This window comes from Algiphilus aromaticivorans DG1253, from assembly GCF_000733765.1.
Taxonomy (GTDB): Bacteria; Pseudomonadota; Gammaproteobacteria; order Nevskiales; family Nevskiaceae; genus Algiphilus; species Algiphilus aromaticivorans.
Genome location: NZ_JPOG01000001.1, coordinates 3,644,154 through 3,667,256, shown reverse-complemented (window position 1 = coordinate 3,667,256; position 23,103 = coordinate 3,644,154). Strand labels below are relative to the sequence as shown.

The following is a 23,103-nucleotide window of genomic DNA, read 5'->3' as shown; positions in this document are numbered from 1 at the left end:
CCGAGCTCAGGCGTCGTTGAGTCCGTACTGCTCCAATGCAGAGTGCTCCGCCACTTGGCGGAACGATGCCCATTTCGAACAGGAGGGCCATCATGTACAAGGCGAACACCTGCAGGATGCTGGCGGTTTTGAGCGCGCTCACGCTTGCCGCCTGCGGCAACGCAAACGTGGGCGCGCCTTCGAGCGGCGCTGCCGATGACCGCGAAGGTGCCGACATCCAGTCCACGACAGATGGGGAGGTCGCCCGTGCGCGCTTGATGCCGACACAGGGCAACGAAGCGCGCGGCAGCATTCGCTTGCGCACCCGCAATGACGGGCACACTCGCATCACCGGCACGCTCACGGGGCTGGCGGCGGGCAAGCACGGCTTCCATATTCATGCCAAGGGCGACTGCTCGGCACCCGACGGCGGCTCGGCCGGCGGGCATTTCAATCCCGACGATGCCCCCCGGCGACGATCGCCATCACGTCGGCGACCTCGGCAATATCACCGCCGACGCGCAGGGGAGCGCCACGGTTGACCTCGAGATCGCCCACCTTCAACTGAACGGCAGGCATTCGGTCATGGGCAAGGCGCTGATCGTTCATGCCGAGGCCGATGACCTGAAGAGCCAACCCAGCGGCGACGCCTGCGACGGTGTCGCCTGCGGCGTGATCGGGCCAGCAGACGAAGAAGATCAGGCTATCTGATCATCTCCATGGGTCAGCTACCGGTAGGCGACGACCTCATACTGGGCATGATCCTTGATGCCGTCTCGCCCACTTCCACGGGAGAGAGAATGAGTGGGGCGGTACCGTCGTCAGCCGAGCGGATCGCGCCAATGCCACCGCGCTACGCGCGGCCCCTTATCCCCGGCTCTTCTCCCCGCCGGGGATAAGGGAGTGCAACCTCTCTTTCACGATGTCGGAGAGATGGGTCGAAGGCCAACATGAGGGCGCTACGCCAAGATCTCTCGCTCCACTCGCCACGAAACTGGCAGCGGGCATATTCTGTCATGAACGCCCGCAAGCACTTCTTGCGGATATGTCCTCAACCTGGACTTGCTGCTTGCGCGTGCGACGCGTCCTCTGGCGATGCACCAACGCTCCCGCCACCACCGCGGTCGAGCAACCCCTACGTCACCGGCGCAGGCCCTGGCGCTCGCGTAAAAGCACGAACCGCCCTGCCACGCTGATCGTTGTGACGGTAACGATGGACCAAGAAAGAAGGGGAGCACGGCTGTCGCCGGGCTCCCCTTGTCAAGCATCTTGCTTGCACCGAACGTATCGCCGGGATCGTCGCGTCATTATGCAGGCTCAGCAGCATCCCGGATTTTTCTCCCGTCTTGCTCAAACATCTGCGAGCACCTCATGGCTCATCAGGCGCCTATCACGAGCAATGTAGTCATCCGGGGCCAGACAGATACCTCATATGCTACCCGGCCACGAATTGCAGAGAATCGCCGCGTTTGGAGCTTCTATTAGGCTGATCGCCTGTTGACGCTCATTGCCACCTGCCGGCCGCAAAATCACCGCCATCTCCTGCGGAAAGCAACGATGTTGCACATACTATTCCACCGGAGCAAAACCGGACAGACAGATCGGCAATTGAGAATTGGACAACGTCGATCAATTCAATCGGCTATACAAGAATCGATTCGGTGTCAACCAATTACCCGGGTTGGTAACCACGTTGGTTGTAGCATTGTTCTCTATGAACTGCTCCACCTGGGCGGGCGATGTCAAATGGCCATGCACATGGAGGTATAACGCGGCCGCTCCCGCGACCAGTGGCGCAGAGAACGATGTTCCGCTCCAATAGCTAAACCCTGTATCTGACAGGTGGCTGGCTGCTCGGACGTTCACCCCTGGCGCGAAAACGTCCAAACAGAGTCCAAAGTTCGAAAAGTTGGCACGGGCGTCCGCCTGATCCGTTGCGCCGACTCCGATCGCATCGTAAACCGTTCCTCCCGGTGAAGAAGAGCACGCTCCCGAATTGTCATTGCCCAGCGACGTGACAAAAGTCAACGGATATTGCCCGTTCGTCAGTTCGTCATCAATGGCATCCTGAACCGCCTCGTCCAGCGCCATGGAGCCACTAGCGACACCAAGGCTCATATTCACAATACCAGCGCGCGGAACGGTCTCGTCTACATAATGAAGAGCAACCTCATTGACGGCTGCAATAATTCCGGACACCGGGCCTTGATTATCACAACCCCAAACCCGATACGAGCGCATTGGAATCGCTTTTGCGACACCGGAAGTGACGCCCCCGATCACAGATGCCACTGCAGTCCCGTGCCCAGCACAGTCATTCAGTCCATACGCATCATCAATGGCTGTGAAGGCGGGCCATACCCGTTGGGTATGTTGCCCGGTGCCGGGCGCGAACTCCGAATGACTGACGCGCACTCCGCTGTCAATCACATACGCGGTCACGCCACGCCCATCATTGTCATAGATATAAGAATTATTGGTCCCAGTTTGCTGATCGATACGATCCAGCGCGAATCCAGGATTAGATTGCGCCCCGCTACCGCGTGCGAGCTTATCCACCTCGACGTACTTGACCCGCGGATCTTTGCTGAGGCGCCGCGCTTTTTCCTCACTCATTGAAGCTGAGAAGCCTTTAGCTGCAACGCCGTACACCCATTCGGTACGAAGTTCAAATTCATCGGCCATTGTTTTGGAAAGTTCACGAACCTCCTCTTGGCCAATGTCGCGTATACGCCCAAATGCACTGGGGGCGTCTTCATTAAGGACTACGATGAACTTACCTTCAATGCGGTCAGGCGCGGAAAGGCCGTGAAGTTCGCCCGCGACTGCGGGGCTGCCTAGCACCGTCAAGAGCGCGAAGGCAAAGCAGATTAAGCGCGGAAAGATAAAGGGCTGCTGCGTCATTACCGTACTCCACTGTAGGTGGTCGGTTGAGGCTAGCTCGGGAGTGTGACGCCGCAATGAACCACACTGCCAAAATGACGTGAGCTGGACTCAGCTCGTGTGCGCTTACCGCTGAACGTTAGCCGAAGCGGCAGAACCTTCTGCCCATCACCGTCCATCGCCACCTGACCCTGTTCGGGCTGCGGCCGCACCGTACCAAGAGCTTCAAACTACCAACTGGTCCGTTCTTCGTCGGGACGATACGCTATGGTGTGGAGCTATATGTGTATCTGGCATAGTGCGCACCGGTACTATGTATCGATGAGAAGAGTCAGACCCAAGCCCTACAGAGACGAATGCAGAGACTCTGCAGACTGGCGACATCGACCAGCGAGCTACTCTCGCGGAGGGTACTGACTTTGAGGACGTGAATCTTGTGCTGCGCAGCCAGTGCGCTGATGCCGCAGGGCTGCGAGATGTTCCGAAGCCCCTGCCACAAAGCGCCCCGTGGGAGCGGCTGTCAAGCGACCACACCGCCCTCAAGACGCAAAGGGCTCCGTCCCCAATAGGCGGGGCCGGATCTGGACGCTCACTTTCGCGCCTGAAAGCTATTGCTGCTGGTAATTCGGACCGCCCATGCGACCAACGATAATCCAGTCCGCCGGCTCCAGCCGATAGCCCAGCCGGCCATCTAGCTTCTGCAGCGTCTCCGGTCCATCGCCACCTCCACTCCATCAGAGAGATGGGCTGAGGGCCAATGCGATTGCCTCACGCTGGGAAGCTCCACGGGAATTTGCGAAGAACCAAAGAAAAAGGGAGCGGCCGCGAACGGCCGCTCCCTGAGGTGCTTGTTGCGCGGCCCCGAAGGGCCGGCGCAGAAGTACCGATACCTCAGATCAGGGCAGGGTGCCCTCGAGAATCCAGCCCTCGTACCAGGCCGAGGAGGCGTTCGGGTCGACGGCGCCGACGTAATCGGTCTCGTCGAGGTAATCCGCGTCCGCCACGCTCTCCGGATAGGTGCCGTTGATCTCGGTCCAGTCGATGGCCTCGGCGAGCTGGGCCTCGGCAGCCTGGGAGGCGTAGAGATCGTTGAGATCGGCCGGGACCATGTCGACGGTCTCCATCGGGATGGAGACATTGGCAAAGGTTTCGCAATCGGCGATGACGTTGTTGTAGACGATCGCACCGTCATTGACGTTCTGCTCTGCTCCGGAACCCTGGACACTGACGCAGCTCTTGCCGGTGGGGCCATCGGTCCAGGTCATCACCGTGTTGTGGAACAAGCCGCCGGAGGCCGCCTTCAGCACATGCAGCACATCCTGCGCACCGGCACCGATGAAGGTAGCGTTAGCGATCGTCGGCTTGGAGAGGCGCAGCGGGGCGCCCTCGGTGTCGAACTCGCCGGCGTTGCCTTCGCTGTTCTGCGACTGTCGGGCGATCACGTATTGCAGATTGCCCTGGAAGCCTTCGTCCCAGTCGACCGAGTCGTCGAGATTGTCGGTGAGTACGAGGTACTTGACGTTGACATCGCCGCCATAGAACTCGATACCGTCGTCGGAGTTGCCCTGGACCTGGATGTACTCCATCTCGGTCCCCGAACCGACGCCGACCAGCGAGATGCCGTTGATCTCGTTGCCGGTGGCGAACTCGAAGCCGCCCTCGGCGACGATGACGTAGCGCAGCACACCGCTGCTGTCGTCGGCGGTGTTGCCGCCAGCGAAGCCGGACTCACCCTCGGAGTCGATATTGCAGGCACCGGTATCCGGACACTGGTTGTGAATGCCGTAGCCGTGCAGGATCAGGCCGCCGAACTCTCCCGAACCCTCGAAACCCTCGTCTTCCGACGAGAAGATGATCGGGTCCTGGGCGGTACCGTCGGCGATGATCTCCGAGCCGCGGGTGATGATCATGTTGGCGAACTCACCCTGCGCGCCGATGATCTGCGTGCCCGGCTGCACGGTCAGCGTCACGTTGAGGACGGCATCGCCGCTCTCCAGCGTGCCTTCATTCTCCGACATCAGCTGGTTGCCGTTGCCGACGGTAACGCGACCGTCCATGCGCCAGATCGTATCGGCCGTCAGCGTGCGATCCTGAAGAATCTCGCTCGGCAGCTCGCACACATCCGTACCGTTGCGCTGAGGCTGCGGGTCGGTCCAACCGGGGCAGCTTGAGATCTGGCCGTTCCCGTTCCCATTACCCGGGTTGCTTGGGTTTTCATCGCCCTCGATGAGAATGGAGGTTTCGTCGCCCTCGGTGCAACCGTACAGGCCACCCAACGCGCCTCCCATAATCACTGTGGTCAGCAGTAGCTTGTTGAACTTCATAAGAACTCCGTAGGTTTCATTGAGTCAGTCTGCGTAAGTAACGCACCGTGCTTGCGCTAAAAGCTCCAATCGATGCCCGCTTCCAGCTCCACACCTTCTTCGTACTTCTGGAACACCTTGCCGCCCTGGGTGAACTCCACCTCGGCGTTCAGAAGATTTCTCGCCTTTGCCTTGATGGCGAGGTTTTCGCTGAGAAAGATCTTGTAGTTGAGATCCAGACTCAGCCGCGGCTCTTCGACGATGTCGTCGAGGGCGTCGGTAAGACCGACGTCGACGATGGTTTCGCCGGATTGATTGAGTAGCGCCGTGATCTCCTGGCGATACTTCGATGCGAAGTCGTCGTAGCCCAGGACAAAATTGAAGGTGTAGTCGGGCTGACCCTGGAGCTTCCGGGACTCGCCGGACTGCAACTGAATCTCGGACTCGATCAGGCTGGCGTTGAGGGCGACGAAGATGTTGCGAGCGGCGCTCTCGCCGAGCGCGAAGTCACGACGACCATCGACCTCGACGCCGTAGATCTCGGCGGATTCGCCATTGCGGAAGGTGCGCGAATTGCCTGCCGTGCCGGAGGCGCGCTGCAATACCCGCTCGATGGGGCTGTCGATGTCCTTGTAGAACAGCGCGACGCTGACGCTCTCCTGCTCGGACCAGTACAGCTCCCAGCGCCCGTCCAGGTTGATGACCTCGGAGACCTCAAGCAGGGGATTGCCGCGTACGCGGAAGTCGAACTGCGGGTCGTAGAAGGTGGCGTTCGAGGTTTCCTTGAAGTCGGGGCGCGATACGGTCTTGGTCGCGGCCAGGCGCAGCTTCTGGTCCTGGGTGATGTCCCAGTTGAAGCTGAGGCTCGGCAACAGCACGTCGTCGTCGATGCGCGAGGTGAGCGGATCGCCGCTGAGCACTTCGTTGGTATCCGTCGTCTGCTCGTAGGCCTCGTAGCGAGCGCCGGCAATCACCTGGAAATCGTTCAGGAAGCGCAGCCCGTAGGAGAGGAAGAGGCTGTTGAGCTCCAGTTCGGCCTCGTAGCTGTCGCTCTCCAGCGTCTTGTCCTGGAAGGTGTAGCCGGTGCCGGTATCGCCGGTGATGTTGTCGGAGTTGATGACGTCATCAACCCGCCGGTTGGGGGCGACGTTGAGATCATCGACATTCTGGCCGCCCTGGAAGCCGTAGCTGGAGGACTCCGAGTCGCGCTCGCGGCTGATGACCTGGAAGCCGCCCTGCAGGGTGGACTCGCCGAGCGCGCTGTCGAAGATGTACTCGAGATCCGCGGAGGCGTCGACGTTGTTGTCCACCAGATCGTCGTAGCGGCGCACCAGCTCGGGCACCTCGAGGCGGAAATTCTCTTCATCGCCGACGCGGCTGAAGCGGACTTCGCGTCGGTCCGGTGCGTAGCGCGTCGCCTGGCTTCCGGTCACCTGCCAATTGGCGACCAGATCGCCGGCCGGACCAATGAGGTGCTCGCCCGCGAACTGCTGCGACAGGAACTGGCGCTCGGCATAGTCGATGCTGTAGCTGTAGGCGGGCTGGAACTCGTCGCCGTCGATGCCTTCGGAGACACGAACGCGATTGTCGGTGGAGCGGGAAACCAGGGTGTTGGCCTGATAACTGCTGTCGCCAACGTTCAGGCCCAGGGCGGCCAGACCGCTGGCCTCGACGTTGAAGTTGGATTCCCGGAACTCGAAGTCATCGAGCACGTCGCCCGCCGCGCTGTAGGTGCGACGGACGCCCTTGTCCTTCTGCGTCCAGCCATTCTTGTAGTTGCCCGCGACAAAGAAGCCAAGCTCCATGCCCTGCAGGTCGTACACATCACCGAAGTTGCCGCCGATCGAGATCTCCGGCCCTGCAGTCGCGGTGTCGAGATCGAAGCCGTCCTTGATCAGCTCACCGGCGATGCGCCCGAGCTGCTGCTGCTCGCCGGCGCTGAGCTGATCGCTGCAGCAGTCGAAGAGCGCGGCAATGGCCTCTGCGCCGCCCGGCTCATCGCGTTCGGCACGGTCGAAGCCGAAGTAATCCGTGGACGATCGAAAGGGGTCTGCGTCTACCCGCTGGCCGGTCAGTCCGGAGGTATAGCCGAGCGAGACGGAGAGCTTGCCCGAGCTCTCATCGGGGAAGGTGCGGGTATTGATGACGAGATTGCCACCGGTGCTCTCGCCCGGCATGCCCGCCAGGAAGGTCTTCTTGACGTCCAGCTGCTTGACGATGTTGGACGGGAAGAGATCGAGGGGAACCTCGCGCTTGGTGGGGTCGGTACTGGGCAGCGTGGCGCCGTTGAGGGTTGTCGTCACGTAGCGACCGCCCAGGCCGCGGATGAAGACGAAGCGGCTGTCCTGCACCGTGACGCTGGGCACGCGCACAACCGAGGCCGCCACGTCGGAGTCGCCGAAGCGGGACAGCTGCTCGAGACCGATGGTCTCCAGCACATTGGAGGAGAACTGCTCGCTCTCGGCGAAGGCGGAAGGCCGGAACTTTGCGACGGCCACCACTTCCTCGATTGCTCCCGTCGCGGCCGGGCCACGCTGCTGCGGGCTACCCAGCCTGATGTTCTGCGTGATTTCCATGTCGCTGACGACACGCAGCGACTCGGTAGCGGGAGACTCCAGCGAGGGATGCGTGATTTCCAGTTCGTAGATGCCTCTCGGCAACTCGACACGGAAGCGGCCATTGCCGTCGGCTTCGACGGTCGTATCGCGCTCGTTGATGCGTAGCTCGGCGCGCGGCAACACGGATCCGCCCAGGCGCAACGTGCCGATCACGGAGCCCTTCGGGGCCTGTGCGCGGTCGCGCGCCGTCTCGGTCTCGAAGTAGCGCTCGACGGAAACCTGCGGATCGGCGTCGTCCCGAAGCGCAACGTTGATGTCGACCAACTGTCCCTGGGCCGACGAGAAGTTGAAGCTGTGAAGGGTCGTCCCGCCCTTGGTGACCGCGACGCTGTGCTGCCCCGCGGAGAGGTCGAAAACCACTTCGCCGCTTTCATCGACAGGCTGCCGCTTGTCACCGTCGAGCACCACGATGGCGCCGGTTGCCGGCAGGCCATCGTCGAAGGCATAGATGACGAGCTCGTCGTCCGCGGCCGCCGTGGCGGCAAAGCAGGCGAGAGCGGCTGCAGCGATGTATTTCAGACCTAAGCGGTGCATTACGACCTCTTCTGAGCTGCAAATGGCGACACGGGAGCAGCCCTGCGAGCACACCCCTTACAGAAGGCCCGCGTGATTGCCTGCCAGCCAGCCCGGCCCCGCTGCGTTGCCCCGATGGATGGCTGCCATCTCCGGGCATCGCGTGGAAGCGCCGACCTAGTGACCCCGATGTTCCCTAGACGCCGCGAAACCTACAGGCGCTTTGTGACAATTTGATGGGGATGGCATGACGGATCGGTGACAGGCGACTCTCGCCCGGCGGGCGCGCGCTTCAGCCGAAGGCGCCATGGCGGAGGCCTTTCGAGAGCCCCTCGGTGCCCCGGCGGGGCAATCTTGGTGTGCCGGCGCGCTGACCGGAATATCGCCGCCGGCTCGGCGTCCCGATCACATCGATGACGAGTCCGGCGTGGCGAGCAGGATGTGGACTCGCTTATCGACGAGCGCTCCGGCATTGCTGGTGCCCGTCTCGCGATGCTCATCGCAGGCCTGAACCGCGAGGCCGCTGCTGGCGAGCAAGGCTTCCGCGGCTTGCCGGTCATATAGATGGAAGCCGTGGGCCGTGAATGGCAGCTGCGCCATGAAATGGCTATCACCGAAGGCCAGGCAGAGCAGCCCGCCGGGCCGGAGCACGCGGCGGATCTCCTGTAGATGTCGTTCTGCCGGCTGCCAGAAGTAGAGGGTGTGCACGGCGAGCACGCGCTCGAAGCTCGCGTCGGGGAAGGGCAGCGTCTCGGAACTGCCGCGCAGCAGCGCGATCCGGTCGCTCTCGGCACTGTCGCGGTAGCGGGCCCGCGCCTGGGCGACCATCGCTTCCGACCAGTCGACGCCCAGGTAGCGCACGTGGGCTGCCGCCGACACCATCTCGCCGGCGAAGGCGGCATTGCCGGGGCCGATCTCGAGCACGCGATTACCTGCCTGCAGCGCCATAGCCGCGATACAGCGCCGGTTGGTCGCGGCGTTGTTGCGGCTCATCTGCTCACCGAGATCGACAGCTTCCCGGCCGTGCGGCTGCCGCAACTGGCGGGACAGGGCTTCATTGTCCACGAACGACACTCTGGCGCGCGAAGGGAAGACCCATGCTAGCGCACTACTAATGGATGCGTCTCATTCGCGATCACATCGACGCTGCGGTTTGCGTCGCGACGGCCGCCGCGCCCATGAAACCAGAACCCGCGATTGCCGAAGGCCTTGCCCCCTCATGGAACGTGCTGCGACGGTCATACGGGCGTCACGGAGCCACCAGAAACTTGCGCGCTACTAGCCAACCACCGCGCTCAATTCATGCACTCCCGACGCGATCTACTGCGGCACATCTTCTATTCCGGCGGCGCTCTCGCTGCCGGCCCGCTACTACAAGCCTGCGGTAGCAACAGCGGCGGTAGCGGTAGTGGCGGAGGCGGTGGTCTCCCGGGAGGCAACGGCCTTCCGCTGGAGCCGGGCCCGCTCATGGATATCGGCGCGCTGCGCGATTCGGGCGTCGACCGCGTCTTCATACCGGAGGGCTTTGAGGTCCGCCGCGTCGCGGCCCATCTGAGCAACCCCGTGACCGGCCTCTTCGACCCCTTTGGCGCCAGCGGCTATGTCTGGCATCAGGCGCCGGACGGTGGCGCGGTGTATGCGGCCGAGGACGGCGGCTGGGTTTATGTCTGCAACTCCGAGGTCAACATCGGTGGCAGCACCTTCGGCAGCTCTCGCGACGGCGGCGTCGGCGCGCTGCGCTTCGACGCCGAGGGCAATGTCGTGGACGCCTACCGCATCCTCGACGGCACGCGACGCAACTGTGCCGGCGGCACCACCCCCTGGGGCAGCTGGATTTCCTGCGAGGAAACCGGCGACGGCTATGCCTGGGAATGCTTTCCCTTCGGAACAAGCGCCGAGGCACGGCGTCTGGATGCCGCCGGCCGCTTCAACCGCGAGGCAGCCTGCGTGGACCTCGCCGAGCGCACGGTGTACTACACCGAAGACAACGGCGAGGGCCGCTTCTATCGCTTTGTCTGCGAGGAGGCGGATCTCGACACTCGGGGTGAGAGCCCACGGCTGCGCATGGAGAGCGGCCGGCTCCAGGTCATGGAGGTCGAAGGCTTCGAGGCGGATGGCTACATCGAATCCGACAGCGATGCGCGCGCGTTGCGCCGCGTGCGCTGGACGGACGTCGCCGACGTGACGCAGCCGCAGGGCACGGTGCGCGCCACGCTGGCCGAAGCCGGCATGGCCATACCCGGCACCCGCTTCCGCGGCGGCGAGGGCTTGTGGCTCTACGAAGTGCCGGCGGCGCTGCAGAGCGTCCCGCCCGGCGGCGATCGGCCGATGCGCGCGGTGGCCTTCTTCGCCACCAAGGGCGACAACCGGGTCTACGCCTACGATATCGATAACGGGCTGATTCAGTCCGTCTTCGACAACGACTTCGTCGACCCGGATTTCGACGATGTCGACAACGTCGTTGTCAGCCCGGCGGGCGATGTCGTGGTCGCCGAAGACGGCGACGGTATGCGGCTGATCGTCGTGCACCCCGGCATGCCGGCGCGAACGCTGCTGCAGATCGACCTGCCCGGCTCGGAGATCACCGGCCCGGCCTTCACGCCGGACGGCTCACGGCTCTACTTCAACAGCCAGCGGGGCCCGAACATTCCACTGCAGAACCTCGACCTGATCAGCCGGATTCCGGGGCTGCGCAACGGCACCGGCGTGACCTACGAGCTGCGCATTCCCGAAGCCTTCCGCCGCCGCAGCGTTTAAGTCGGCATCCACTCGGGTCGGTATCCCCCGCGGCGTGTTATTTTCACGCCGTTAAATAAATAATCGGGGCGATCATGGGCGAAGCAAACGGACGGGCGGGAGTCATAGCAACGCTGGCAGCGGTGCTGCTCGGCCTGTGGCCGACGACGGCGCCAGCGCCGCTCGGGCCCTTCGAGCACGGCAACGGCGTCAAGGCCATGGGGCGCGGTGGCGTCAGCTACGCCCTGGGCGGCGACACCACGGCGCTGGGCGGCAATCCCGCGCACGCCGCGGCCATGGGCGAGCGCTTCGATGTGGGAGTGAGTTTCGGCGTGCCGCGCGCCTCCGGCACCATCCGCGACAACGCCGCGGCTGCCGACGAGCGCTACGACAGCCGCTCGGTGCTGGTCCCCATCCCACAGGGCGGCGCGGCCTTCGCGCTGGCCGAGGACTGGGCGCTGGCCTTCAATATCCAGAGCGCCGGCATCGGCCCCGAGTACGAGAACAATCCCTACGGCCGCTTCGGCGGCGGGCCGCGCGCCGAGCTGGCGCTTGGCCAGAGCGGGGTTGCCATCACCCTCGCCCATCGCCTGACGCCTGACCAGCACGTCGGGGCGGCGCTGAACCTCAGCTATCAGCGCTTCGAGGTCCAGGGTCTGCAGGGCTTCACCGCCCCGGAAGGCAGTCCCAACAACGTCTCGGTCGCCCCCGAGGCCGTCACCAATCGCGCCACCGACGACGCCTTCGGCATCGGCTTCACGCTCGGCTGGAAGGGCACGCTCACCGAGCGACTATGGGCGGCGGCGTCCTATCGGTCACAGACCTGGACGCAGAAGCACGACGCCTACCGAGGCTTGCTGCCGGAGGGTGGCCGACTGCAGCTGCCCGCAATCTACGGCGCCGGGCTGGGCTTCGCCGCAACCCCCGAGCTGACGCTGGCCTTCGACTTCCAGCGCTACCACTACAGCGCGCAGAAGGCCTTCGGCAACCAGATCGCCCAGCTCGCCGCCGGCAACCGCCTGGGCAGCGAGAACGGCCCCGGCTTCGGCTTCCGCAACCAGAACGCCTACAAGTTCGCGATCGAGTGGCAGACAACACCGGCGCTGATGCTGCGAGCCGGCTACATCCATGCCGAGCAGCTGGCGCGCCGCAGCGAAACCCTCTTCGGCTTCTTCGGCGTGGTGATGGCGACGACCCACTACACCGCCGGCGCCAGCTACGAATTCGGCGACTGGGAGCTGAGCGGCTTCTACAGCTATTCTCCGAAGCAGACCATTCACGGCCACGACTCGATCCCCGACGCCTTCGGCGGGGGCGAGGCCGATGTCGGCCTGCGCGTGCAGCAATTCGGACTGTCCGCCGCGCGGCGCTTCGGCGGGAACTGAGCGCGCCGCCAGCCGCCCCTTCGCCGGAGGGCTACCATGACGGCATCGTCTCCGGGAGAGCTGTCATGGCCGAATCCGCCCGCACCTACAACATGGCCGTGTTCTGCGACTTCGAGAACATCGCCCTCGGCGTCGTCGACGCCAAGTACTCGGCCTTCGACATGCGGCGCGTGCTGGAGCGCCTCCTGCTGCGCGGCAACGTCGTCGTCAAGAAGGCCTACTGCGACTGGGCGCGCTACAAGGAGTTCAAGCCACCCATGCACGAGGCCTCCTTCGAGCTCATCGAGATCCCGCACACGCGCCAGGCCGGCAAGAACTCGGCCGATATCCGCATGGTGGTCGACGCGCTCGACCTCTGCTACACCAAGGGCCACGTCGACACCTTCGTGATCGTTTCCGGCGATTCGGACTTCTCGCCGCTGGTCAGCAAGCTCCGAGAGAACAACAAGCTGGTCATCGGCGTCGGCGTCAAGAGCTCGACCTCGGATCTGCTGATCTCGAACTGCGACGAGTTCATCTTCTACGACGATCTGGTGCGCGATTCCGAGAAGCCGGCGCGGCGCAAGCGGCGCTCGGCCTCCAAGGCCGCCGCCAAGAAGTCGACCACCAAGACCAAGGACAGTCGCGAGCAGGAAGCGCTGGATCTGGTGCTGGAAACGGTCGAGGATCTCTTCGGCGAACGCGCCGGCGAGGACAAGGTCTGGGGCTCCATGGTCAAGCAGGCGCTGAAGCGCCGGCACCCCGGCTTCAACGAGAGCTACCACGGCTTCGGCAGCTTCAGCGCGCTACTGGAAGCCGCGCAGAAGAAGAAGCTGATCAAGCTGCAGCACGACGAGAAGTCGGGCGGTTACATCATCACCGGCTACGACGCCGAGGCCTGAGCGGCCCGGCCCGGCAATGCCGCGCCGAAGCGCCGACGGCCGTAGACGATGACGGCCAGCGCCGGCAGGAACATCAGCAGGCCGTAGACCGCCGAGGGCATGTACATCACCGCCCCCTCCAGCCCGCGCATGCCGTCGAGCACCGAGCCGGCCACCACCATGCCGAGCACGGTGTTCTGGATGCCCACCTCGATGCCCAGCGTGATGATCTGCCGCGTCGGTACTGCGAGCAGCCAGCCAAGGCCCAGCCCGATGCCGGTCATGATCAGCGCCAGCGCGCTCGTCACACCGCCGACCGTGGCGGCCATCGACAGAATGCTGTCGCGCGAATTCCAGAGGATGGCGATCAGAATGAAGAGAAAGGCGAGCGCTGCGAAGCGGTCATAGGCCGGCCCGATGCGCGTGGCGAAGCCGGGGGCGAAGCGGCGCACGAGCATGCCCAGCGAGATCGGGGCAATGGTGTACATGAAGACCTGCGCCATGACGAAAGCCACCGGCATGGGCACGTCCACGGCCTCGCCGGCGAAGGCATCCATCGCCAGGCCGGCGTAGAGCGGGATCGTGAAGACAACGACGCAGCTGTTGACCGCGGTCAGCGTCACCGACAGCGGCACATCGCCGCGCGCCAGGAAGCTCACCAGATTCGAGGTCGTGCCGCCCGGGCAGGCCGTCATCACCACCAGCCCAACGGCCAGCGCAGGCGACAAGCCCCAGACCCAGGCCAACAGGAAACCCACCGCCGGCAACAGCAACAGCTGGCCACCGAGGCCGGCCACCACCGCGCGCGGATAGTTCTTGAGCTGGATGAAGTCGCGCGGCGTTAGCGTCATGCCCATGCCGAACATGATCAGCAGCAGGGTCGCCGGCAGCAGAACCTCGACGAGCAGATTGACGTCGTCCACGGATGCCTCCTCGGACCGGCTCTGTGGCCGGTTCTTGCGTCAGGGCACGACGGCCCAGGCTGCGGCCATGGTGCCGCAGCCCGGCCGCGCTGTCAGGCAGTCGCGCGTTCGTCGCCCCAGCGGTTGGCGCGGCGGAAGGTGCCGGTGTCGTTGAAACGCACACCCATCTCGCGCATGACGCGGTGCGCCGTGGGTGCCGTTATCTGGCGGATGTAGAAGGGCTCCTTGACGACGAAGTGATGGATGGCATGGGTGCTGCCGAAGTTGAAGCAGAAGGCCTGGAAGGGCAGCAGCCACCAGGGATTCAGCACCTGCGTCTGCTGGATGACGTTACCGGCCTCGACGTCACCGAAGTAGTGCATGTTGCTGGACACGAAGTGCAGGCAAAAGGTGCGCAGCAGGTTCGGAATCAGGTAGACCACCGCCGCCACGTTCAGCACCTCCATGACGGCCAGCGTGCCAGCGGACCAGTCGATCGCGCCACCCGCCAGCAGCGCCACTCCGTTGGTGATGTGGAAGCCGAGGAAGGCGTACCACGCACCCCAGAAGGCCCAGCCCAGCGGGAAATAGGCCATCAGGCCGCGCAGAAGCATGCGCCCGCGCTGCTTCCAGTCCGGCAGGCGGCCGAGGCGCAGCAGGATGGAGAGCATGTTGTCGCCGGTCATCAGCAGGCGGCGCAATCCCCAGCGCTCGCCGTTGGTGATGGCGCGCTCCTCGACGTCGCTTTCGGTGCCGGAGTACTTGTGATGGTGGAAGTGCAGGCCGCGACGGATCCACGGGTTCACGGTGCTGGCGCGCGCCAGCCAGACCAGCCCCATCATCAGGTGATGCGCCCAGGGCTTGCCGCGGAAGTACATCCAGTGGATGAGGTCATGCTCCAGCTCGTGCGTCAGCGAGGCGAAGAAGGCCACCAGCGGGATGCAGAGCCACGCCGGGATCGTGCCGGCGATGTAGAGCCAGCCGCTGCCGACCATGCCGGCCAGCGCCAGGGCGAGGATGCTCGCGCCGATGGCGTTCTGATACTTCAGCACGGGATGACGCTCGCGCAATTGCCGGCCGGCTTCGCTGACCACGGTCTTGATGCGTTCGGTCTTCTGGCTGTCGGTCAATTCGCCGACGCGGGAATCGTAGGCCATGCATGCCTCCTGTTGAAGCTGCGTTGTGGGGATTGCAATCTAGTCCGCCACCGCTGCCGCCACAGGGCCTGATGCGCCAGTCTTCGGACATCGCGCGCCAAGCGTGCTCATAATTGTCGATGCCGCATACCGCCACCACGCTCAGCTCATGGGTCCGCGCCATCTGCCGCGCCGTCGAGGAAGCCGGCTGCGACAGCGCCACCCTGCTGCAACAGGCGGGCATGGACCCGCGCCTGCTCGATGACCCGGACGCGCGCTACCCGCTGGCGCAGACGACGCGGCTGTGGGCGCTGGCGCGCGAGGCGACCGGCGACGAGGCCATCGGCCTGCGCGTGGCCAGCGCCGTGCGCCAGAGCACCTTCCACGCGCTGGGGCATTCGCTGCCCGCCAGCACCTCGCTGAAGGAAGCCTTCGAACGCATCGAGCGCTACTTCCGCATCGTCACCAGCGCCGGCGAGCTGCAGTTCGAACGCCGGGGCAGCGAGTATCACCTGCTCATCGATACGCCGGGCACCGAACCCAGGCCGGCGCCGGAAGCCATCGACGCCTTCGTCTCGGTCTACATACGCATGTGCCGCGCCTTCGCCGGGCGGCAGGTGAGCCCGCTGCGCATCGCGCTGCAACGCCCCGCGCCGCGCGACCCGGCGCCCTTCGAGGCCGTGCTGCGCGCGCCCATCGCCTTCGGCGCAGACAGCAATCGGCTGGTCTTCGACCGCGCCACCATGGAGCGGCCGCTGGAGGACGCCAATCCCGAGCTCGCCCGGCAGCACGAAGCCATCGCGCGGCACTATCTGGCGCGCTTCGACACCACCAATATCGTGACCCGGGTAGAGGCCACGCTGGTCGATCAGCTGCCGCACGGCGAGCCGTCGCAGAAGAGCGTGGCCGAGGCGCTGCACCTGTCGGCGCGCAGCCTGCAACGGCGACTGGCCGAAGCCGGCAGCTCCTACACCGAGGTGCGCGACAGCGCCCGCCGCGAACTGGCGCTGCGCTATCTGCGCGAGGGACGCCACAGCATCAGCGAGATCACCTATCTGCTCGGCTTCTCGGACACCAGCAGCTTCGCCCGCGCCTGCCGGCGATGGACCGGTAAGGCACCGAGCGCACTGCGCGGCAATCAGGGCGCGTCGGCCTCCGCATAGGGCTTGAGCGGCGGTTCGCCGCTGGTCAGATGCAATTCCGGCGGCAGATTGCCCAGGGTGTCGCTGACAATCTCGAGCAGGTCGGCCGCGCGCTCGGGCATCAGCAGGCTTTCCAGATCCATCGGTACCAGCCCGCACAGCTCGGAGGCCCCACCCGCGCGCTCGATGTCGGCCGGCCCGGGGTTGCTGATCGCGTCCAGCGCCAGCGCGAAGGCCAGCGTATCGGTCGTGCCGATCGTAAGGTGCTCGGCCGGATGGCCGGGGCAGACATCCTGCAGCAGGATGTTGGCGACACGCGGGTTGTCCTTCCCCAGATCCAGCGCAGCGGTCGGCTCGGGGGCGACGGGCTGCACCAACTCGTCGAAGGTGGTGTAGAGATTGGTGTAATCGACATCGCCCGGCGTTTCGTCGCCGGCATTGAGTGCGGCGATGAAATCCGAGCCGGGCGGGAACTGGTAGAAGACCGCCGGTACGCCACCTACCGGCAGCATATTCAGCCCCAAGGCTTCGAAGAGCGTTTCCCCGAGGGTCGCGGGAAACGAGATGTCCGTGCCGTGATTGGGGCCTGCGATCAGCACGAAGTCGGCCAACGCCTCGCGCGCCGACGCCCAGTACTTGATCGCCCAGCGCGGCATCAGCGCGCCCTGACTGTGCCCGATCATCGCCACCTTGCGACCGGTCTCGGCGTGGATCTCGCGCAGGGCGTGAACGATGTACTCGGCCGAGACCTGCATATCGCCCAGACCGCGGTCAGGATAGGTGACGATGCAGACGTCGAAGCCGCGTTCGACCAGCTGCGGTGTGTAGAAGGCGGTGTGCTGCTCGGTGCCGGAGGTGAAGGTGCCGTGGACGAGCAGCACCGGCGGCCTGTCAGGATTGCTGAATTCGGTACAGTTCAACGCCGCGTCGCGGGCCTCCACGCTGGTTTCCAGCGGCGGCTCCGCGGCAGCAGACGGACCACCATCATCGCCGCCACAGGCGGCCAGGCCGAGCAGCAGGAGGGCGAGGATCGGATAACGAAGGCGCAGGAACATCGCGGGTTCTCGACACAGCATTCACGCCAGCATACCTTCGCTGGATCACCGACAGGCGTGGCCCTTCCGGACTCAGTCCGGGCCGGAGTCCGCCCACGGCGCGGGCGTACCCAGACACTCGGCAACCGCCATCGCCGAACGCACGGCGCTCTCCAGCAGGGGAATGCCGGGCATGGCGTAGGAGCCGCAGTAATGCAGCCGCCGCTGCCCTTCGGACTGCAGTGCGACCAGCTCCGCGACCGCGGCCTGGCTATCGAGGGTGACCAGCGGCCGCTCGAAGCGAGCACGGCCCAGCACCGCGTCGGCGCGCGGCTCGCGCAATGGGTTCCATGTCTGGAACAGCGGCGGCTCAGTCTTCAGTGCCGGAACGACGGCGTTGAGATGGATGCTCGCCATGGGCGCCGCGTGCGCCTCCGCCACCAGATAGCTCACCGGCGAGCCGGGCGTGACCCCGCCCGGAATCGTCTCCGACGCGGAATGCACGACGACTTCGCTGGCGGCGTGGAGAATGCGTGCCAGCAGCGCCGCGGCCTTCGGGTCGTGGTCGGCCACCAGCTTTCGCGCTTGATGGGCCTGAACGGCGAGCACGACGTGGTCGAAATGCTGCTCGCTGCCGTCGGCCATCCGCACGCGAATACCGTCCGGCTCCGAATGGATCGCCACGACTTCGCTGTGGCAGCGCACTGCCCGGGCGGGAGCCAGCAGTCGCGCGATGGCGTCATCCGCCCCGAAACGCGCCCGCCAGATCCCGCTGAGCAGCGAACCGTGGGTGAAGAATTCGATAATGGCTTCGGCTGGATAGCGGCGAACATCGGCGTAGCCGCAAGTCGCGATGGCCGCGAAGGTGGGCAGCAGCACGCCTTCGACGAAGGCTTCGCTGAAGGGATGCGCCTCCAGATAGCCGTCAAGGCTGAGCCCTGCCGCCCTGCCCGCCGAGAGATCGGCGCGCCCCTGACGCTGGAAGCGAAGCACCTCGCGCGCGATCGCCAACCCGCTAACATTCCGTAGCCCCACCAGCGGCAGCGACCAGCGCCCCAGATGCAGATTGCGGTAGCGGAAATAGGGCAGGTCCTCGCCGGCGCGGTAGAAGACTGCGGCATGATCCGAAGCCTGCATGGCAACTCCGGCGGCGCGATACAGGGCGCAAAGATTCGCGTAGTAGCCCGCCTTGAAGACACGCAAGGGCACATCCACGCGCTGCGTGCCGGCCGCCGTCTCCACGCTGACATTGAAGGCGCTCATCCCCGGCGCGTCGTGACGCTCGAACAGCGTCACCTCGTGCTCGCGCCCGAGCAGCCAGGCAGCGCTGAGCCCGGCAATGCCGCTGCCGACAATCGCGATGCGTGCCGGCGCGCTCACGCGTCACCGTTTCTCGTATCCTGCATTCGCGCAGCTTACCGGCCACGCAACGTGACGGCATGCGAAGATGCCACGCTGAAATGACGGCTCGAATGAGAAGGACCGCTGGCGTGAACGACATCGAGCAGGCGTGGTGGGCACCGAGAACGCTGAGCAAGGGCCGCACGCTGGAGGCCGTCATCGGTCCGCTCCGGGTTTGGATGCAGCACAGCCACGACGCCTGGATCGTCGCCTGGCAGCGCGACGACGATGTACACAGCATGCGCCTGGCGCTGAGCGAGAGTGACGCCCCACCGCCCGAGGACAACCGCCAGCGCCATGTTCTCGACCCCGAGACCGACATTGTGCGCCTGCAGCCGGGATTGCTGGACCGCCCGATCGTAGTGCGCACGCTGGAACCGGTCTTTCTGCCCAGCGGGGAGTCGACGACGCTATACATCAGCACGCCGCTGAGCCTCAGCCTCTGCGTCGGCGACAACGCGGAACCACTCTGCGAGATCCAGACGCTACGCCTCTCCGACAGCTGGTTCGGCCCGAATACCCGCGAGGGCAAGGTCTGCTATGCCGCGCGTACCAGCGCGCGCACCGTGCTCGCGGAGCTGCCACGCCGGCCGAACCGTGCGATCAGCCCGGTGCATATCCGTAATCGCGCGCCTACGCCCTTGTCACTGGAGAAGCTAAGCCTGCCCGTGCCGGCACTCGGCCTTTACGCAGACGAGCAGCACGGACTCTGGACGCAAAGCCTGACGCTGGAGCGGGATGACGACAACGATGTAGCAGCGCTGCGCGTGGGCGGCGGCGCGCCAGCCGAGGCGCCGAACGCCGAAGCCGTCGCTGAAGCGCGCACGCCATCGACGCGGGGCGCCGCCATACGCGCCTTCAGCCGCATCTTCCGCGAATAGGACCGGAGACCATCGTGCTGCAGCAGCTACTCGATTTCGCCGCCCATGAACGCGCCGTGCAAGTCATGCAAGCCGTGGTGCTCGTCCTGGTCGGGCTTCTGCTGGCGCGCCTGGCGCGGGCGCTGCCATCCCGCCTGCTGGGTCACCGCCTGCACCAACACCAGCTCATGCTGCTTCGCCGCACGGTCTTCTACGGCATCCTCGGCATCTTCCTTGCCACCGCGCTCCATCAACTGGGCTTCAAGCTCGCGGTGCTCTTCGGCGCGCTCGGCATCTTCTCCATCGCGCTCGGCTTCGCTTCGCAGACCTCGGCATCGAACCTCATTAGTGGTCTTTTCCTGCTCGGCGAGCGCTCCTTCTCGATCGGCGACATCATCAAGGTCAACGACACCACCGGCGAGGTGCTGTCAGTGGACTTGCTGTCAGTGAAGCTGCGCACCTTCGACAACCTCTTCGTGCGCATCCCGAACGAGACACTGATCAAGAGCGAGGTCACCACCCTGACGCGCTTTCCCATCCGGCGTTTCGACATGCAGCTGGGCGTGGCCTATCACGAGGACATCGCGCACGTTCACGATGTGCTCAAGCGCACCGCCGAATCCAACCCGCTGTGCCTGGACGAGCCGGAGCCGCTGTTCATCTTCACCGGCTTCGGCGACTCGGCGATGACCCTCCAGTTCTCGGTATGGGCGCTGCGCGAGAACTTCCTGGAAATGCGCACGGCCATCTTCGCGGACATAAAGCACGCCTTCGACGCCGCCGGTATTGAGATTCCCTTCCCGCATCGCTCGCTCTACGCCGGCTCACAGACAGCGCCGATGCCGGTTCGCATCGTGCCGGAGGATGCGCCCCCCGGGACCGACAACCACCGCGCATAGAAAACCTCGGGGCCGGACACGCCGACGCCCCACGCCGGCTCTTCGGTCGGCGTGGGGCGTTGCGCTTGTCTCGGGTATGCCGCGCCACCGAGACGGCGGCACACTACTAGGCCAGCAGCTTCCAGACCATGGCGAGGATAAGCAGGAGCTGGACGATGAAGAGCGTCGCGCGGATCAGCACCAGCAGGAAGGAAGTGCCGATCAGGTGCACAACACTCTGGCCGACGCGCAGATAGAGCACCCACGCGGCCAGACCAGCCAGCGCTGCTTCCTGGCCCATCACGGCCGCAGCGAGGACCACCGCGGCGAAGACCGGCAGCGTCTCCAGGCAGTTGTAGTGCGCGTGCTGCGCACGGATCAGGATCGGCGGATCCACCGGCGCATTGCCGCGGGTCCAGGCGTCGGCGCGCTGCTGGCCAAGCAGCACACGCGGCACACGCGGCAGGGCGTAGAACAGTGCGAGCAGCAGTGTCCAGGTGGCGAACAGCAGAACAGCGGTCAAGGCGGTCATCGGTCTCCCTTCTTATTCGAATGAACGAGGGTTCAATATTAGCGCGGTTTATCGCATGGTGGGCAGCCTGCTGCGCAACATCGATACGGCCGCCGCCGATCCGGGGAAAAGCGGGCTGCTCGTCGGCGGCACCGCCTCAATCCGGCGCGTACTTCGCCATCACCTGCGCTTCGGTCAGCTTCTGGGCGTCGCCAGCGAATGCGTACCCGGAAGGCTTGCTGTCGATGTAGATCTCCTCCTCGAGCATCAGCTCCGGCCCGTCCTGGAACAGGCCGGCGGACAGCGCGTATTCGTCGGCCGGCACGAACCGGTAGTAGAGATGCGTGCCGCAGCGAGAGCAGAAGGCGCGCTCGGCCCAATCAGAGGATGCGAAAGTCGTGACCGCATCGGCGCCCGCGACCTGCACATTGGATCCACAGTGCACCACCAGCAGCGGGCCACCACCCCAGCGGCGGCACATGCCGCAATGACAGGCGCTGATCTGGGTGTTGTCCGGAACCGTGACCGTCACGGCACCACAAAGACATGCTCCCTTCATGATTCCATCCTGGCGTGGCTTCAGCCATTTTGTAGCACGCCATGGCACTGCCGTCGCGCGCGGCGACGGCGCTTCAGGATCGCGCGCGTCCGACCGGATCGCTGCCGGCTCCGGCACGAGGCTTCATGGCGTCGCGCAGTGAGCTGTCGCTGTGCCCGATGTCGTCCAGCAGGCGGGCGTCGCAGCGCAACTGCCGATTCAGGCGCCGACGGCGGATGAGTGCCCGGATACCACGGTCGATGGCCGCGAATAGCTCCAGCGGGGGCATCGCCGGCATCCGGAAGTCGGGCAACTGCTGCGTACGGGACAGGCTTTTCGTGGATTGCTTCTGCTGGGACATGACGGTCTCCTTGTCGGTACGGACAACGCTCGGCATTCGGCCGGCGCCGTGATGTCGACAAGGATGTGGCTCGGGATGGATTCAGTCCAGCTAATAGTTCTACAATAATGATTAAGTTTTTCTTATAGCATTCCCATGGCCGATTCACCCCCACCACTGTCGCGATCCGGTGCGCTTCCACTGCTCGACGCCGCCGTGCTGCGCAGCTTCGTCGCCATCGCCGAGAGCGGCAGCTTCAGTCGGGCAGCGGAACGGGTGCACCGCACGCCCGCGGCGCTGAGCATGCAGATCAAGCGTCTGGAAGAAGTGCTGGACAACACGCTCTTCGTGCGCGACGCGCGCCACGTGCGCCTGACGCCCGCCGGAGAAACGCTGCTGAGCTACGGGCGCCGCCTGCTCAAGCTCAACGAGGAAGCGGTCTCGCATTTCCTGGCGCCGGCGCTGGAAGGCACGGTGCGCATCGGTACGCCGGATGACGTCGGCACGCGCATCCTGCCGCGCCTGCTCACGCACTTCGCGCGCGCCTATCCAGCCGTGGAGGTGGACGTCATCGGCGGCCGCAGTCGCGACCTCATCCGGCGCCTCGATGCCGGCGAGCTGGATCTGGCGCTGGTGACCCTCGGCAACACCGACATGGAATCCGCACGGCGTGAGATCGTACACACCGAGCCCCTGGTCTGGGCCGGCCGCGAGGGCGGCGTCGCTTCGCAGTCCACGCCGCTACCGGTGTCGCTGGCCAGCCATGGCTGCGCCTGGCGCGCCATGGCGCTGACAGCACTGGATGCCGCCGACATCAGCTACCGCGTCGCCTATACCAGCGAGCACTGCGCGGGGCAGGAAGCGGCGCTGCTGGCCGATCTCGCCGTCGCCCCCTTTCCCGCCAGCCTGGTGCACGCCCCGTTGCAGACGCTCGGCCCGGAGCACGGCCTGCCACCGCTGGGCGATTACCACATCGGGCTGATCCGCCGCCCCACCTTGAACCGGGTGGGCGAAGTGCTGGCGCAGGAGGTCGTGGGCAGCTTCCGCGAGCTGGCACAGCGCCGCGACTGACGGTAGCCGCACC

18 protein-coding genes and 1 pseudogene are annotated in these 23,103 nt (G+C 65.1%); 8 read left to right on the top strand and 11 right to left on the bottom strand.

What is annotated here, in order from left to right:
* Positions 1-35 precede the first annotated feature (35 nt).
* Positions 36-690: pseudogene (locus U743_RS19585) on the top strand (superoxide dismutase family protein).
* Positions 691-1,608: 918 nt separating this feature from the next.
* Here the strand turns inward: U743_RS19585 and U743_RS18930 are convergent.
* The 4 genes from U743_RS18930 to U743_RS17075 form a co-directional block, all read right to left on the bottom strand.
* Complete coding sequence (locus U743_RS18930) at positions 1,609-2,883, bottom strand: S8 family peptidase (RefSeq protein ID WP_084191638.1); 1,275 nt, start codon at positions 2,881-2,883, stop codon at positions 1,609-1,611.
* Positions 2,884-3,758: 875 nt separating this feature from the next.
* The gene (locus U743_RS17085; RefSeq protein ID WP_052368337.1) at positions 3,759-5,186 is read right to left on the bottom strand and encodes a hypothetical protein; all 1,428 of its coding nucleotides are present in this window, start codon (positions 5,184-5,186) and stop codon (positions 3,759-3,761) included.
* A 56-nt stretch (positions 5,187-5,242) separates the two neighbouring features.
* Positions 5,243-8,317: a TonB-dependent receptor gene (locus U743_RS17080; RefSeq protein ID WP_043770129.1), complete on the bottom strand. Its 3,075-nt coding sequence runs from the start codon at positions 8,315-8,317 to the stop codon at positions 5,243-5,245.
* Between the two features lie 384 nt (positions 8,318-8,701).
* Positions 8,702-9,361: a class I SAM-dependent methyltransferase gene (locus tag U743_RS17075; RefSeq protein WP_043770126.1), complete on the bottom strand. Its 660-nt coding sequence runs from the start codon at positions 9,359-9,361 to the stop codon at positions 8,702-8,704.
* Positions 9,362-9,598: 237 nt separating this feature from the next.
* On the opposite strand from U743_RS17075, the gene U743_RS17070 reads away from it, so the two are divergent.
* From U743_RS17070 to U743_RS17060, 3 genes are all read left to right on the top strand, one after another.
* Positions 9,599-11,053, top strand: coding sequence for an alkaline phosphatase PhoX (locus U743_RS17070; protein WP_043770124.1), 1,455 nt, complete (start codon positions 9,599-9,601; stop codon positions 11,051-11,053).
* Between the two features lie 74 nt (positions 11,054-11,127).
* Complete coding sequence (locus tag U743_RS17065; protein ID WP_084191637.1) at positions 11,128-12,417, top strand: OmpP1/FadL family transporter; 1,290 nt, start codon at positions 11,128-11,130, stop codon at positions 12,415-12,417.
* A 65-nt stretch (positions 12,418-12,482) separates the two neighbouring features.
* A complete protein-coding gene (locus U743_RS17060) occupies positions 12,483-13,298 on the top strand; it encodes an NYN domain-containing protein (RefSeq protein ID WP_043770122.1) in 816 nt (271 codons plus the stop codon).
* On the opposite strand, the gene U743_RS17055 is transcribed toward U743_RS17060, so the two are convergent.
* The gene (locus tag U743_RS17055; RefSeq protein ID WP_052368335.1) at positions 13,280-14,200 is read right to left on the bottom strand and encodes a bile acid:sodium symporter family protein; all 921 of its coding nucleotides are present in this window, start codon (positions 14,198-14,200) and stop codon (positions 13,280-13,282) included. The two genes, U743_RS17060 and U743_RS17055, sit on opposite strands and share 19 nt — an antisense overlap.
* Before the next feature lie 92 nt (positions 14,201-14,292).
* Entirely contained in the window at positions 14,293-15,336 is a 1,044-nt protein-coding gene (locus tag U743_RS17050; RefSeq protein WP_043770119.1) for a fatty acid desaturase, read from the bottom strand.
* 119 nt (positions 15,337-15,455) lie between these two features.
* Between U743_RS17050 and U743_RS17045 the strand changes: the two genes are divergently transcribed.
* On the top strand, positions 15,456-16,478 hold the full coding sequence (locus U743_RS17045; protein WP_043770116.1) for an AraC family transcriptional regulator: 1,023 nt from the start codon (positions 15,456-15,458) through the stop codon (positions 16,476-16,478).
* Here the strand turns inward: U743_RS17045 and U743_RS17040 are convergent.
* Both U743_RS17040 and U743_RS17035 read right to left on the bottom strand, forming a co-directional pair.
* Positions 16,454-17,512 (bottom strand): esterase/lipase family protein, encoded by a 1,059-nt coding sequence (locus U743_RS17040; RefSeq protein ID WP_052368334.1) that lies wholly within the window; start codon positions 17,510-17,512, stop codon positions 16,454-16,456. The two genes, U743_RS17045 and U743_RS17040, sit on opposite strands and share 25 nt — an antisense overlap.
* Positions 17,513-17,584: 72 nt before the next feature.
* On the bottom strand, positions 17,585-18,871 hold the full coding sequence (locus tag U743_RS17035) for an FAD-dependent oxidoreductase (RefSeq protein WP_043770113.1): 1,287 nt from the start codon (positions 18,869-18,871) through the stop codon (positions 17,585-17,587).
* Positions 18,872-18,981: 110 nt separating this feature from the next.
* Between U743_RS17035 and U743_RS17030 the strand changes: the two genes are divergently transcribed.
* Positions 18,982-19,773, top strand: a complete 792-nt coding sequence (locus U743_RS17030) for a hypothetical protein (RefSeq protein ID WP_043770111.1) — start codon at positions 18,982-18,984, stop codon at positions 19,771-19,773.
* A 14-nt stretch (positions 19,774-19,787) separates the two neighbouring features.
* Complete coding sequence (locus U743_RS17025; RefSeq protein ID WP_043770109.1) at positions 19,788-20,651, top strand: mechanosensitive ion channel family protein; 864 nt, start codon at positions 19,788-19,790, stop codon at positions 20,649-20,651.
* Between the two features lie 106 nt (positions 20,652-20,757).
* Here the strand turns inward: U743_RS17025 and U743_RS17020 are convergent, their stop codons facing one another.
* From U743_RS17020 to U743_RS17010, 3 genes are all read right to left on the bottom strand, one after another.
* Positions 20,758-21,162, bottom strand: a complete 405-nt coding sequence (locus U743_RS17020; RefSeq protein WP_043770108.1) for an MAPEG family protein — start codon at positions 21,160-21,162, stop codon at positions 20,758-20,760.
* A 136-nt stretch (positions 21,163-21,298) separates the two neighbouring features.
* Positions 21,299-21,700, bottom strand: a complete 402-nt coding sequence (locus U743_RS17015) for a GFA family protein (protein WP_043770105.1) — start codon at positions 21,698-21,700, stop codon at positions 21,299-21,301.
* Positions 21,701-21,773: 73 nt separating this feature from the next.
* On the bottom strand, positions 21,774-22,040 hold the full coding sequence (locus U743_RS17010) for a hypothetical protein (protein ID WP_156966492.1): 267 nt from the start codon (positions 22,038-22,040) through the stop codon (positions 21,774-21,776).
* Between the two features lie 135 nt (positions 22,041-22,175).
* On the opposite strand from U743_RS17010, the gene U743_RS17005 reads away from it, so the two are divergent.
* A complete protein-coding gene (locus U743_RS17005) occupies positions 22,176-23,090 on the top strand; it encodes a LysR family transcriptional regulator (protein ID WP_043770099.1) in 915 nt (304 codons plus the stop codon).
* Positions 23,091-23,103: the final 13 nt, after the last annotated feature.

Bases quoted from the DNA above. Each gene is read 5' to 3' on its own strand.
- U743_RS18930 (WP_084191638.1), bottom strand. From the start codon at position 2,883: ATGACGCAGCAGCCCTTTATCTTTCCGCGCTTAATCTGCTTTGCCTTC.
- U743_RS17085 (WP_052368337.1), bottom strand. From the start codon at position 5,186: ATGAAGTTCAACAAGCTACTGCTGACCACAGTGATTATGGGAGGCGCG.
- U743_RS17080 (WP_043770129.1), bottom strand. From the start codon at position 8,317: ATGCACCGCTTAGGTCTGAAATACATCGCTGCAGCCGCTCTCGCCTGC.
- U743_RS17070 (WP_043770124.1), top strand. From the start codon at position 9,599: ATGCACTCCCGACGCGATCTACTGCGGCACATCTTCTATTCCGGCGGC.
- U743_RS17065 (WP_084191637.1), top strand. From the start codon at position 11,128: ATGGGCGAAGCAAACGGACGGGCGGGAGTCATAGCAACGCTGGCAGCG.
- U743_RS17060 (WP_043770122.1), top strand. From the start codon at position 12,483: ATGGCCGAATCCGCCCGCACCTACAACATGGCCGTGTTCTGCGACTTC.
- U743_RS17050 (WP_043770119.1), bottom strand. From the start codon at position 15,336: ATGGCCTACGATTCCCGCGTCGGCGAATTGACCGACAGCCAGAAGACC.
- U743_RS17045 (WP_043770116.1), top strand. From the start codon at position 15,456: ATGCCGCATACCGCCACCACGCTCAGCTCATGGGTCCGCGCCATCTGC.
- U743_RS17040 (WP_052368334.1), bottom strand. From the start codon at position 17,512: ATGTTCCTGCGCCTTCGTTATCCGATCCTCGCCCTCCTGCTGCTCGGC.
- U743_RS17020 (WP_043770108.1), bottom strand. From the start codon at position 21,162: ATGACCGCCTTGACCGCTGTTCTGCTGTTCGCCACCTGGACACTGCTG.
- U743_RS17015 (WP_043770105.1), bottom strand. From the start codon at position 21,700: ATGAAGGGAGCATGTCTTTGTGGTGCCGTGACGGTCACGGTTCCGGAC.
- U743_RS17010 (WP_156966492.1), bottom strand. From the start codon at position 22,040: ATGTCCCAGCAGAAGCAATCCACGAAAAGCCTGTCCCGTACGCAGCAG.
- U743_RS17005 (WP_043770099.1), top strand. From the start codon at position 22,176: ATGGCCGATTCACCCCCACCACTGTCGCGATCCGGTGCGCTTCCACTG.